Source organism: Paenibacillus sp. 1011MAR3C5 (genome assembly GCF_003591485.1).
In the GTDB taxonomy this organism is placed as follows: domain Bacteria; phylum Bacillota; class Bacilli; order Paenibacillales; family Paenibacillaceae; genus Pristimantibacillus.
Window position 1 is genome coordinate 380803 of the sequence record NZ_QZCF01000002.1, and the last position, 13336, is coordinate 394138.

The 13336-nt window shown below is 51.9% G+C and carries 11 protein-coding genes and 1 other RNA gene; 11 read left to right on the forward strand and 1 reads right to left on the reverse strand.

Features of this window, described 5'->3' with window-relative positions:
- The first annotated feature begins 26 nt into the window (after positions 1-26).
- The 5 genes from rpoD (at position 27) to rnpB (ending at position 4424) form a co-directional block, all read left to right on the forward strand.
- Positions 27-1160, forward strand: a complete 1134-nt coding sequence (gene rpoD / locus D3P07_RS06625) for an RNA polymerase sigma factor RpoD (protein WP_119799393.1) — start codon at positions 27-29, stop codon at positions 1158-1160.
- An 85-nt stretch (positions 1161-1245) separates the two neighbouring features.
- Positions 1246-2082 (forward strand): hypothetical protein, encoded by an 837-nt coding sequence (locus D3P07_RS06630; RefSeq protein WP_119799395.1) that lies wholly within the window; start codon positions 1246-1248, stop codon positions 2080-2082.
- Positions 2082-2855: a tRNA (adenine(22)-N(1))-methyltransferase gene (locus tag D3P07_RS06635; RefSeq protein WP_119799397.1), complete on the forward strand. Its 774-nt coding sequence runs from the start codon at positions 2082-2084 to the stop codon at positions 2853-2855. Before D3P07_RS06630 ends, D3P07_RS06635 begins: the two co-directional genes overlap by 1 nt.
- Positions 2831-3952, forward strand: coding sequence for a Nif3-like dinuclear metal center hexameric protein (locus D3P07_RS06640; RefSeq protein ID WP_119799399.1), 1122 nt, complete (start codon positions 2831-2833; stop codon positions 3950-3952). Before D3P07_RS06635 ends, D3P07_RS06640 begins: the two co-directional genes overlap by 25 nt.
- A 67-nt stretch (positions 3953-4019) precedes the next feature.
- Positions 4020-4424: RNase P RNA component class A (gene rnpB, locus D3P07_RS06645), an RNA gene on the forward strand.
- Positions 4425-4506: 82 nt separating this feature from the next.
- On the opposite strand, the gene D3P07_RS06650 is transcribed toward rnpB, so the two are convergent.
- The gene (locus D3P07_RS06650) at positions 4507-6357 is read right to left on the reverse strand and encodes a S8 family peptidase (RefSeq protein WP_119799401.1); all 1851 of its coding nucleotides are present in this window, start codon (positions 6355-6357) and stop codon (positions 4507-4509) included.
- Positions 6358-6542: 185 nt separating this feature from the next.
- Here D3P07_RS06650 and D3P07_RS06655 point away from each other — a divergent pair, with 185 nt between their 5' ends.
- From D3P07_RS06655 to helD, 6 genes are all read left to right on the forward strand, one after another.
- Positions 6543-7043 carry a YpuI family protein gene (locus D3P07_RS06655; protein ID WP_119799403.1) on the forward strand — a complete coding sequence of 167 codons (501 nt, stop codon included), beginning with the start codon at positions 6543-6545 and terminating at the stop codon, positions 7041-7043.
- Positions 7044-7097: 54 nt separating this feature from the next.
- Complete coding sequence (locus D3P07_RS06660) at positions 7098-7310, forward strand: DUF1540 domain-containing protein (RefSeq protein ID WP_119799405.1); 213 nt, start codon at positions 7098-7100, stop codon at positions 7308-7310.
- 5 nt (positions 7311-7315) lie between these two features.
- Positions 7316-7741, forward strand: a complete 426-nt coding sequence (locus tag D3P07_RS06665; RefSeq protein ID WP_119799407.1) for a hypothetical protein — start codon at positions 7316-7318, stop codon at positions 7739-7741.
- Positions 7742-7874: 133 nt separating this feature from the next.
- The gene (locus tag D3P07_RS06670) at positions 7875-8666 is read left to right on the forward strand and encodes an ABC transporter ATP-binding protein (RefSeq protein ID WP_119799409.1); all 792 of its coding nucleotides are present in this window, start codon (positions 7875-7877) and stop codon (positions 8664-8666) included.
- Complete coding sequence (locus D3P07_RS06675; protein WP_119799411.1) at positions 8654-11032, forward strand: alpha/beta hydrolase family protein; 2379 nt, start codon at positions 8654-8656, stop codon at positions 11030-11032. Before D3P07_RS06670 ends, D3P07_RS06675 begins: the two co-directional genes overlap by 13 nt.
- Positions 11013-13334 (forward strand): RNA polymerase recycling motor HelD, encoded by a 2322-nt coding sequence (gene helD / locus D3P07_RS06680; protein WP_119799413.1) that lies wholly within the window; start codon positions 11013-11015, stop codon positions 13332-13334. Before D3P07_RS06675 ends, helD begins: the two co-directional genes overlap by 20 nt.
- Positions 13335-13336 lie beyond the last annotated feature (2 nt).

Sequence of the window (13336 nt, forward strand, 5' to 3'; positions counted from 1 at the left end):
TGGTTCTAGGGAGGAGGGAGTCGGAAATGGCGAACGATCAACATACTGAATTAGATACCGAACAAAAGCTGGACCATGTCAAGGATCAGCTGATTGAAATTGGCAAGAAGAGATCCTCCTTAACGTATAAAGAAATTATGGAGAAGTTGTCTCCCTTTGATCAAGACCCGGAACAGATTGACGAATTTTTCGAGCAGTTGGACGACTTGGGCATTGAAGTATTGAATGAGAACGATGAGGAAAATCCGCTTCGGGTGAACAACGAAGAAGGGGAGCGCGAAGGAGGAGACGACTTCAACTTCGATGACGATCTGGCTCTTCCGCCGGGTATCAAAATTAACGATCCGGTACGGATGTACCTGAAGGAAATTGGCCGTGTGCCGCTCTTGTCCGCCGACGATGAGATTGAACTGGCTATCCGAATCGAGAATGGTGACGAAGAAGCGAAGCGCAGACTGGCTGAGGCGAACCTTCGTCTCGTTGTAAGCATCGCCAAGCGTTATGTAGGCAGAGGCATGCTGTTCCTCGACCTTATCCAGGAAGGGAACATGGGCCTCATCAAGGCTGTAGAGAAATTCGATCATCAAAAAGGTTTCAAATTCAGTACGTACGCGACATGGTGGATCAGACAGGCGATTACTCGCGCGATTGCGGACCAGGCGCGCACGATTCGTATCCCTGTTCATATGGTCGAGACCATTAATAAACTTATCCGTGTTTCCCGTCAGCTGCTTCAAGAGCTGGGCCGTGAACCGACACCGGAAGAAATTGCGGTAGAGATGGAGCTTAGCACGGAAAAAGTACGGGAAATTATGAAGATTGCGCAAGAGCCGGTATCCCTCGAGACACCGATTGGTGAAGAGGATGATTCGCATTTGGGCGATTTTATCGAGGATCAGGAAGCACTTGCTCCAGCCGATGCAGCAGCGTACGAGCTTCTAAAGGAGCAATTGGAGGATGTGCTGGATACGCTGACGGAACGTGAGGAGAATGTGCTTCGCCTACGCTTCGGACTTGACGATGGACGTACCAGAACGTTGGAGGAAGTCGGCAAGGTGTTCGGTGTAACGCGCGAGCGGATCAGGCAGATCGAAGCCAAGGCGCTTCGCAAGCTTCGCCATCCAAGCCGCAGCAAACGCTTAAAAGATTTCCTTGAATAAAGTAGTTCTTATGACCTTTCTGCTTTAAGCAGCGAGGTCTTTTTTCCAATGAACGACGTATTCAGACGGAGAGGAAGCCGACGAAATGAATCAAGAACGCAGGCAAATCATTGTAAGGGAAATCGATCATTGGCGAAGGAGCAAGCTTCTTCCCGATCAATACTGCGATTTTCTGCTGAACCTGTATGCGGACCCCGACGAAGAACCGAAGGCGAAGCCTTCGACGCATGCAGTGGGGAAAGCCATCGCAGCCGTTCAGAAGGCGACTGGCAAGCAATGGTTGCTTACATTTGGTGGTTTTACCTTAATTTCCTTCGTTGTGCTTTATTTTAGCCGTTTTCATCCCGCAATGCAAATTGGCGTATTAATCGGTGCTGTAGCTGCTTTTCTATGGATAGGGAACCGATTCCGGGCGCGTCACGAAGCGGCTGGCTTGACGCTGACGAGCATCGGCATGCTAACGTTGCTGGGAGGCGGCTTGCATATTCTTGATCTGCATGGTCTCACGCATTGGGGCTGGAAGATGGGAATCGTGTCGCTTAGCGCACTGTTTTGGATCATATATGGCATCAAAGCCCGGATTCACGGTCTGCATTTATGCGGCTGGCTGGCTGCGCTGCTTGTCTATGGCTGGCTGCTTTCTCAGTTCACGCAAGATCCGGTGTGGTACGAGGTTCAGCTCTATTGGCTGCCGCTTGCAATTCTCTTCGGCTGGAGCTGCTGGTTCTTCCACCGCTGGACGAAGCCGGTATCGGCCATATTGTTCGTGACATGCGCTCTGGCTTGGTTTATGCCTGAGCTGTATACGCTCGTTGTTGTACATAATTCAGCATGGCTGCAGGTGCAGCTTCTTATTAAAATCGCAATTGGCGGAGGTCTCCTCTTCGCTTTGCGCAAGCAATGGATGGTGTGGGTAGCATAATGATTAAATTATCAAATCGTCTGCAGCGAATTGCAGACTATATTACGCCAGGCAATCGGGTTGCGGATATTGGTTCGGATCACGCTCTTCTTCCGATTTATTTGCTCCAGAGCGGGAAAGTTCCGTCAGCAATTGCGGGTGAGCTTAACGAAGGACCGTATCAAGCTGCTAGAAAAGGAGCGGCCGATGCAGGCTTGCAGCAGCGCCTTGAGGTTCGCAAGGGAGATGGCCTGTCCGTGCTGAACGGCGGTGAAGCCGACAGTGTCACGATCGCAGGCATGGGCGGCAGCTTAATGAGCATGATATTGGAAGCCGGCGATCAAGCAGGTAAACTGCAGGGCGTAACAGAGCTGGTGCTGCAGCCGAACGTCGGAGAAGACGAGGTGCGGCTATGGCTGCTTGGGAAAGGCTGGGAACTGCGCGAAGAGTCGATATTGGAGGAAGACGGTAAGATCTACGAGGTACTGCATGCCAGACGTGCGGAGTATGCCGCCGCATCCAACGAAAAACTTTACGACGGTTCTTTTTTGCCGCTGGAGTGGGACAAAAGCGATCTGAAGGGACTTCTGGTGCGAATGGGTCCTCATTTGCTTCGCAAGCCAACTGCCGTCCTGATTGAGAAGTGGCGGCTTGAGATCGAAAAGCTGGAGCGCATATGCGGACAGTTGAGCGGTTCGGAGCTTCCGGAATCCGCTTTGAAGAAAACACAATTCGAGCGAGATATTAGACGGATTGAGGAGGTGCTGGGGTGCTTGCAAACGGAGCTACAATAGTACAGTATATGGAGCAGCTGGCTCCCAAGCATTACGCGGTTGAGAATGACAAGATCGGCTTGCAACTAGGTACGCTGAACAAGCCGGTTAACAAAGTGCTTGTTGCGCTTGATGTGACGGATGAAGTGGTCGAGGAGGCTATTGCCGAAGGCGCTAATCTCATTATTGCGCATCATGCCATCATCTATCGTCCGCTCGCGAAGCTGGATACATCCACGCCGGCAGGCAAGCTATACGAGAAGCTGATCAAGAATGATATTGCCGTGTATATTTCCCATACGAATCTGGATGTAGCAGACGGAGGCGTGAACGACTGGCTGGCAGATCAGATCGGCATTCAGTCCGAAGGCCGCACCTGCTTGGAGGAAATTCATACGGATAAGCTTTACAAGCTGGTTGTGTTTGTGCCTGAGAGCCATCATGAGGCTGTACTGGAGGCGATCTGGCGTACCGGAGCAGGAGAGATCGGCAATTACGGCTGTTGCAGCTTTAACATCAAAGGAACCGGAACATTCACGCCGGGTGAGGGCACGAAGCCGTTCATCGGAAGAGAAGGCAAGCTGGAGCGGGTGGCTGAAGTGCGTATCGAAGTCATTGTTCCGTACAGCATTCATCGCAAGACGGTAAGCGCTATGCTGAAGGCACATCCCTATGAGGAAGTAGCCTATGATCTGTATCCGGTTGATTTGAAGGGCAGATCATTCGGACTAGGCCGTGCGGGCAAGCTGGAAGAGCCTGCGACGCTTGGCGAGCTGGCACAGCGGCTGAAAGCAGCCTTCGACGTTCCGATGCTTCGCATCGTCGGCCCAGCAGACCAGCCCATCCGCAAGGCAGCCGTGCTTGGCGGATCGGGAGCGCGTTATGTCCGGCACGCCATATTCTCGGGAGCGGATGTGCTCGTAACAGGCGATATTGATTATCATACGGCGCATGACGCTTTAGCAGCAGGCATGACCATTATCGACGCCGGCCACAATATTGAGAAGGTTATGAAGGGAAAAGTGGCGGAATGGCTAAACGCCAAGCTGAAGGAAAGCAAATCAAATACGGTGGCCGTAGCGTCCAAGCTTGCGACCGAGCCCTTCACCTTTGTATGACCTTGATCTGGCAATAAATCAGGGTTGAGCTTTCGCTTCAAACCTTGTATACTAAATCGTGCATCGGAAAGTTTGACAGACAATCGCTGGCAGCTTGGCTGCGAGAGGAAAGTCCGGGCTCCACAGGGCAGGATGCTGGATAACGTCCAGTCAGCGCGAGCTGAAGGATAGTGCCACAGAAATGGACCGCCGATGGCTGCCGCAAGGCACGCACAGGCAAGGATGGAACCGTGGTGTAAGAGACCACGAGGAGCGCAGGTGACTGCGTTCCTGGTAAACCCCATCTGGAGCAAGACCGAGAGGACGCGGCAGCTTTCGAGGCTGCAGCCTTAGCCCGAGGCGCGTCCGGGTTGGTTGCTGGAGCCATGCAGCAATGTATGGCCTAGATAGATGATTGTCGCTTCACAGTGGGAGGGTCGTTCCCGTTCATACCACTAGAAGTACAGAACCCGGCTTACGTCAAACTTTCCGCACGGAATTCTACCATTCATAACATGTATAAGAGGCCGCCTGTCGATGGACAGACGGCCTCTTTGCGTGTGCTGCTTTAACTACTACTTCAGAATGGAGTCAAGGCGGCGCTTTACTTGCTTAGGATAGGTTTGCAGCGTTCCGCCATAGCTGGTTGCGGCATCCAGTGCCTTCACAATATCGATCTCGCCATATCCGAAGTAGACGTCCTTACCGCTGGTTCCGAGATCTCGGGCCGAACTTCGCATAATTTCCATCACTTCTACATTGGAGAGTGACGGATTGGCGGAGCGGATTAAGCCTGCGAGCGCAGCAACATGCGGGCTGGCCATGGATGTGCCGGACAAGGCGGCGTATTGGCTGCCGGGATATGTGCTTGCGATGCTGTCGCCTGGCGCCGCAACGTCGATATAATCGCCATAATTGGAGAAGGATGCCTTCTCTTTGTTATTGTTGGTCGCACCTACTGCGAACACTTCCGGATAAGCTGCCGGATAACCAGGACGCTCGGTATTATCGTTGCCGCTTGCCGCGATCAGAACGACATCCTGTTCATAGGCGTATTTGATCGCGTCATGCAGGAAGTCGGCTTGGGCATAGTTTCCAAGGCTCATATTGATTACTTTTGCGCCATTGTCAACCGCCCAGATGATGCCTTGGGCAACCGAATAGGTCGAGCCCGCGCCGCTGCTGTCCAGCACCTTGACCGGCATGATCTTGTTATACCAGGAGATGCCGGCTACGCCTTCGCCATTATTGACGGATGCACCGATAATGCCGGCTACATGAGTGCCGTGGCCAACGTCATCATCCGGCGCACTGTTTTGATTGACGATATTTTTACCGCTTAGCAGCTTGCCCTGCAGATCGGGATGACTGCTCTGCACCCCCGTGTCGAGGACGGCAATAATGACGCCTTCGTCGCCCTTGGAAACATTCCAGCCTTTCTCCGTCTCAATGGAAGGCAAATTCCATTGATACTTGGAGTACAGCGCATCGTTCGGAATGATCGGATCCGCTGTCTCTCCTGCTGCTTCATTTGTCAAATACAGATAGTGAGGCTCCGTGTAGCGCGGATTCCATTTCTGCTTGAAGTACTGCATAAGCGCCTTGGTCTCCAGCGATTTGGATCGGAATACGAATGTATCGCCGATTTGCTGCATGGATTCAACTTTTATGTCTTTGCGAATACGGTTCATATCCTTTTCGGTCAAGTCGCGGTTGAAATGCACGACGACATCGCGGATATGATAATGGCTCGCATTGCCGTTATCCTCGCCTGTACGTACGGTTGTATCGATAGTCGAGTTGGGCTTCACGGATTCGATGCGGTAGTTGCCTTCTGACGGATAGGGTATTAACCGTAAATTCCTTTTCTGATGCATTTCCACCTGCTTAATAATGTCCTGCTTGACGATGCCCACTACGCCGGTTCCCGGGTGCTGCTCATCAGGTACACCAAGCACGATATACCGGCTTCCGTCTTTGCCTTCGAACGGCGGCGATTCATAGGCTGCGCCTTTCGCAACGTGGGAGGCCGCTTCTTGTGTGTAGGAATGAGACTCGTTGCTTTTGGTTTTAGGCATTTGTCCCTTGTGATGCGACGTCCCCTTCGAAATCCAATCCAGATATCCGATATGGGAATGCTCCCTCAACAAGCTATCCATAGCTTGAAGTGCCTTCGCTTCGGATTCGCCGCCGGCATTTATAATATTGCGGAAGTCCTTAGTGGTCTCCGTTGCAACAAGCAAAGCTGTTGCGTCCATGTCGTTTTGCAAGGCGGCCAGCTTGTGCTTCTGCTCATGATGAACGGAAAGCGGGGCAGGCTGGGACGGCTCCTCCTGCTTTTTCGGAGGGGCATAGAACGGCGTAGCGGGAATAAGCAGCGCCGCTAACGCTATGAGAGTAAAGGCGGCTATCCAAGTTTTTCGCATGCTGCATCCTCCATATTCCAATGTGTTCAAATTGGTTCAAGACATCACTGTCTTAGAGTCCGAATGAAGAGACCAAATTATGCGGCCATTTCATGAAACGCCAGTACCGTTTCCATGGAATTTGTGGTACGATGTGTGTTGATATAGTTTTTTTTGTTTGGAATTAGGAAAGGGGATCTACCACCATGCCATCGACAAATGTTAAAGCGCTAGCTGAATCTACACGCGAAAAATTAAAAGGAGCGGTTGCGCAGCTGGAACCGTTCCTCAATGACCACTCCCTACCCCAGCTGACAGGCGAAGAAGGCGGAGAAGATGCCACGATCTTCTATAAAGGATTGCTTGCCGACCTTCGTCATCTGCTCGTATATTCTGAAGTTTCGGTAGAAAAACTGGGTGTTCTGCTCAGAAGACCTAATTTCGATATGGAATTTGGCGAGCGCGCGCTGTATGAAGCGTACCACCAATGTGTCAATGCATTCTTCTATCCGAAAAATGAATGTTATTCCGAAGACGGCCGCTACGCCTACACAGGACAAGACGCCATCCGCTTTAGATTCAAGCCGGTACGTGAAGCGCGCAACGTTGTACTCGGCGTATCGAAGGTGTTCGAGGAGCTCCGTGACGATCTGGCGTATTATGAAAGCGACTATATGACGCAGCGCCGTATGCAAGGCTCAAAATAAGGCAGAATGAATCACTTCCGCGCGAGGAACAATGTGTAGCGGAGGTGATTTTTTATGCCGAAGGGCGTATCTTGCAGCGTTGCCAATTGCAGCTTCTGGGAAGAAGGCAATAACTGTGGCGCAAAGGAAATTATGATCGATATCGACCAGCATGCCAAAGGCTCGTTCCAAGAGGAATTTGCCGGTGATGAATTGGGTCTGTTCCATCAAGACCAAGCGACGGAATCCGCTGCTACGTGCTGCCACACCTTTAAGCCGAAGGAGTGATCGGGATGGATCGGAACAGAGACAATGAAGTGGAATATCGCAGGTCTTCCGAAAAGGAAACGGAAGCAAATTTCGCGCCAACCAACAGCGGGCATCCTAATCAGATGGCAAATGTCAATGAAGAGATGGGCGCCGATTTTGCTTATGGCATGCCGGTGGCGCATACCGAGCGAATTGCCAGCCGTCGTGAACGGGATGGCGAGGAAGCCGTAACGGAGTCGAATGGTTATGCGCTTGGCTGGGTATCGCTTGTATTCGCTATTGCATCGTGGTTCATCTGGCCGGTGCTTATGGGTGTGACGTCAGCCGTGCTTGGTTTTATCGCGTATCGTCGAGGAGCAAAAGCGCTTGGCGCTTGGTCCATGACGCTGGGTCTAATTGCAGTCGTGCTTAATTTGGTCATCGTTCCCTTTTATTATGCTTTAACATAACCGACATAAAGAAGTTGCAAGGCTCCTCCGGTATCGGGGGGGCCTATCTTTTACGTCAGCTGGTAATCCGTGTATGATATTGATAGAATAGATATCCATGATTGCGATAGAAAGAAAAGCGGGAGGGGAAACGATGATTATCGATATATCCCATGTGACGTGGGAACGCGGTGATGACACGATCCTGAATGATGTGAGCTGGCAAGTGGGAGAACGAGAGCATTGTTGTTTGCTTGGACTGAACGGTTCGGGAAAAACGACACTTCTAAATATGATAAATGGTTACATATGGCCGACTAGCGGAAAAATCAGCGTCATGGGTCATACCTTCGGCGAATATGACCTCCGCGTGCTGCGCAAAAGCATAGGCTGGGTGAGCACTTCGCTTCAACAGAAGCTGTACGGGAGCCAAACAGCCCTAGAAATTGTGCTTAGCGGCAAATTCTCCACCATCGGCGTATACGATAAGCTGGAGGAAGAGGATATGGAACGCGCACGCTCGCTTATGGATTCATTAGGCTGCTCGTCCTTCACGTCGCGTACGTATGACACGTTGTCACAAGGCGAACGACAGCGGATACTTATTGCCAGAGCGCTGATGAATTCACCGAAGCTGCTTATTCTGGACGAACCATGCACAGGACTAGATATATTCGCAAGAGAAAGCCTGCTTTCCATGATTGATGCGATCGCGAAGCAAGAGAATGCACCAACGCTTATCTATGTTACCCATCATGTGGAAGAGATTTTGCCGTGCTTTACCAAGACGCTGCTGCTGAAAAAAGGCCAAGTCTATGCTTCGGACACAACGGAAAACCTGATGACCTCGGAGCGGATGGGAACGTTCTTCGACGTACCGGTTCATATCGAGAATCAGTATGGGCGATATTGGCTGTCAGTAAAGGGGGACGCATGGAGCGTCTAATCGAGCCGCGTCCGCGCGCGCGCAAAGCGGCGGACTGGTTCAAGAGCCGATATGCCCTTCGGCTGAAGCGGGAAGGCTTTGTTACGCGGTTTGCCGGAGGCATGTGTATACTGTTCAGCTCCATATCCATGTCGTTGGCTGTCTTGGGGATGCCGACGGGGTTAGGCGTATGGATCGATCTACTGCTATTCCTGGCTGCCAATGCGCTCCTGATGGTCTTGCTTGGATATATAATCTCGTCTATGCTGGCCTTCCTGTATGTGCCGCTTCCCCGAAGATTGACGGCTAATGTTCTATATACAGGCGCGCAGAGCTCGGTAGTCCTATATTTCACTGAGCTAGGCACGGCGATCTCTATTTTGTTCGGCGCAGCGTACGCATTAGCTGCATTGTTAGTCGGATTATTATTCGGTTTTTTATTGAATCTGAAGGTTCACCGTACCGCCAAGGCGGCGCTGGCTGTGTCGGCTGCGGTGCTGGTCGCAGCCGTGCCGTTCTATGCCGGCTGGCCTTCTCCGGCCAAGCAGCCGGAACGCGTCGATGCCGCTTCCCAGGATCAAGCGGAGCCGCTGCTCGAACCAAGTCGCATCGAAGCGGATAATCCCGGAGAGCCGGGAGGATACAGCGTCAAGGCATTCAGCTATGGCAGCGGGCAAGACAAGCATCGCGATGAGTTCGGCAAGGATGTGGATGTTGTGACGGAGACGATCGATGCCTCCGATTATATCACAAGCTGGTCGAAGCTAAAGACGTGGTTCTGGGGCTTTAATGAGCATAGCCTCCCCCTGAACGGCCGGGTATGGATGCCGGAGGGCGAGGGGCCGTTTCCGCTTGTCCTTATTGTGCATGGCAATCATTTGATGGAATACTTCTCTGACGGCGGGTATGCCTATCTGGGCGAGCTGTTGGCCAGCCGAGGCATAATTGCCGTATCGGTGGACGCCAATTATATGAATTACTCGGTCTGGTCAAGCCTTCCCAATGACGATATGAAAATTCGCGGATGGCTGCTTCTGAAGCATCTGCAGCAAATTCAGACTTTGGCCGCGCAGAATGGAACGCTTTTTACCGGAATGGTAGATTGGGACAAGATCGGTCTAATTGGCCATTCCCGCGGCGGCCAAGCGGTTGCGATCGCCGCTGATGCAGAGCGATGGTTCGCCGATGATATGTCCCTGGATAGCATTCGTTCCATTCAAATCCAGTCTGTTGTCGCGATTGCGCCGACGGACAAGCGAGTAGACGATAAATCAGCTCAACTGCTTGATACGAATTATTTTACAATTCAAGGAGCCAAGGATGCAGATGTGAACAACTTTTACGGTGAGCGGCAGTATAGCCGTGTTGGGTTTAGCGGAGAATCGGACCGGTTCAAGGCTCAGCTGTACCTCGCCCATGCCAATCATAGCCAGTTCAACACCGATTGGGGAACGATGGACGAGCGCTTGCCGGGAGGGTTGCTGCTCAACCGGGAAGACTTGATGAATCCGGAAGATCAACGGGAGGTTGCCAAAGTGTTTATTTCCGCCTTTCTGGAGGCAACCTTGCTTGACCACGTGGAGTATAAGGCATTATTTCAGGATTATCGATCAGGCCTTCAGTGGCTTCCGCCAACCGATTATGTGAGCCGCTATGAAGGGGCTGATTTCGTTCGGGTCATCCATTATGATGCGTATAACCGGCTCATTGGCCAGACCGCATATGAAGGGATGGTAGCTGGAGAGAAGGAGAAGCCTAAAGATCGGGATGGCAATACAAAAGGAACGGCGGGCATGTCGCTGCAATGGGAAGAGCCGGGCGCAGTTTATGAGCTGGAGCTTTCCTCGGTCGCAGCCCGCGAACTGGAGAAGGTGGAAGAGGGCAGCCTTGTGTTCTCTCTGTCCAATCTGGAGTGGGATCTGCTGCAGCAGGAGAAGGAACAGGAGGAACAGCCCTCGGATGCGGATGATGGAGCGCAGAACCGCGATGAATCACCGATTGTGGATGAAGACGCGGAACTCCCTCCGCTGCCGAGCATAGAGGTCGTGCTGACAACCGATAGCGGCGAAGAGCTGTCGGTTGAGCTTGACCAATTCATGAGCGTGCCGGAACCTGCATACACTTCTTTTCTGAAGATGGGTTTCCTGGAAGACCGAATAAAAAACAACAAATATCGAAATCCGGTAGAAGCCGTTTATCAGACCTTTATTATCCCCATCGAACTATTTGTTTCCCCGGAAGGAGAAACGGAGGAAGAGAACGTGCCGCTTGCACCACAAGAAATTAGCGGCATCCAATTCCGCTTTCAGAGCGAGCGCGGCAAGGTAATGCTGGACGATATCGGATTTTTGCCTAGAGGAGGTTCCTATGTCGAATATCGAAAATGATCGGAATGAAGAACAAGCTCGCGTAGACAACCTGACAGGATTGATTCGAGATAGAATAGAGACATTAAAGGAAAAAACCGGAGGCATCCGGGGAGAAATCGTCGACATCCGGCGCGATTTCTGGGAAGATGTCACGGTGAACTTCGAGGATTCCGCCGAAACGGCGGAAACGTATGCCAGTATGAAGCAGCAGGCTGAGCTATTGTCGGAGCGGGAGAGAAGCCATCGTCATATGACGGAGCAGCTGGCTACGCTGGAAAGGCTTAAGAGGTCACCTTACTTTGGGCGTATCGATCTTACCGACGAAGCTGATCCGGGCGCAAAACCGGATGTAATCTATCTGGGCGTAGGATCGTTGCTGGATGACTCCGGCGAGGAGTACTTGATCTACGACTGGAGAGCACCGGTATCAAGCGTGTATTACGACTATGGGCCAGGACCAGTCACGTATGAGACGCCAGCCGGCACCATTCGCGGCGAGATGACGCTAAAGCGCCAATATATAATTCGCGGCGGCGAAATTCGCAGCATGTTCGATACAGGCGTCACCATCGGCGATGAGCTGCTGCAGGAGGTGCTGGGCAAAGGCTCCGATGCAGCTATGAAGACGATTGTCGCCACGATTCAGCAGGAGCAAAACGCGATCATTCGTAATGAACGCGCCAGACTGCTGATTGTGCAGGGCGCGGCAGGCAGCGGGAAAACATCCGCGGCGCTGCAGCGTGTTGCGTATTTGCTGTACCGGTATAGGGGCGTGCTGAGCGCAGACCAAATTGTTCTCTTCTCCCCCAATCCAATGTTCAATAGTTATGTATCGACGGTATTGCCGGAGCTTGGCGAGCAGAATATGAATCAAGCAACCTACCAGCAATATTTGGAGAAGAGAATTGGCAGGGACTTCGCGCTGGAAGATCCATTCACTCAGATGGAATATACGCTGACGACGATGAATGATAAGCATTATCACACCCGCTTGGACGGCATCGGTCTGAAATCGAGAGCGGACTTTATGGAGCTGATGGACCGTTATGTATCGCAACTCGGCGAATCCGGCCTTGTGTTCAAGTCGATCGTCTTCCGGGGGCAAACGCTTATTAGAGGCCGATCGATAGCAGAGAAGTTTTACGAGATGGATCGCTCCATTTCAATTCCGAACCGACTCCGCTCGCTCATCCTGTGGCTGCTTAAGGAATTAACGGCGCTTGCCAAGCAAGAGCAGAAGAAGAAATGGGTAGATGAAGCGATTGAGCTGCTTGATAATGAAAGCTATGCGCTGGCTTATCAAGAGTTGAGGGGGAAAAAGAAATTTTCGGAGCATTCTTATGATGACTTCGACTCAGAGCGCAATTATTTGGCAGCGAAAGTCGTGCAGGAGAAGTTCAAGAAGCTGCGCCGCCGTGTGAAGAAAGTTGCGTTCCTTGACGTTCCGGCCATCTATAAGGCGCTCTATCGCCCCGATGCAGCCGCTGTAAAGGGGTATGACAGCCATTCAGTCGATTGGAACCGAATAAGCGCGATGACGCTGGAGCGGCTTGAGCAGGGCGTTATGCCTTATGAGGATGCGACGCCTTATACTTACTTGAAAGAAAAGCTGGAAGGCTTCCGCACGCATACGACGGTGAGGCATCTATTTATCGACGAAGCCCAGGATTATTCGGAGTTCCAGTACCGGTACTTGAAACGGTTGTTCCCGAATAGCAAATTTACGCTGCTTGGAGATTTTAATCAATCCATCTTCGCCCATTCGGGTACGGGCGAGGTGTTCCACACGCTAAGCACCTTGTTCGAGCAGGGCGAGACCGAGCGGATCACGCTGTATCGCAGCTACCGGTCGACCCGGCAAATTGTAGAGTTTGCCAGCCGCATCATCGAAGGCGGCGAACGCATCGAGCCGTTCAACAGGAATGGGGCCGAGCCCACATTGACGCAGGCGGCCTCCCAAGAAGAGCTCCCGGCTATTATCGCCGAGCGGCTGCGCTTGCTTGAGAAGGCGGGATACGAATCCGTTGCCATCATATGCAAAACAGCCGAGGAAGCCAAAAGGATCAGCGAGCAATTGGCGACGGTCTATCCAGGGCTTCGTCTGATCGAAAAGGAAACGGTAACCTTTGAAAAGGGGAATGTGATTATTCCGTCTTATCTAGCGAAAGGTGTGGAATTCGATGGCGTCATCATTAGCGACGCGTCGGAAATTGCTTATTCACGCGAGAGCGAACGAAAGCTGTTTTATACAGCATGTACTCGAGCTATGCATGAGCTGCATCTTTGTTACACCGGGCAACTGACGCCTTTCCTGCGTTAGAA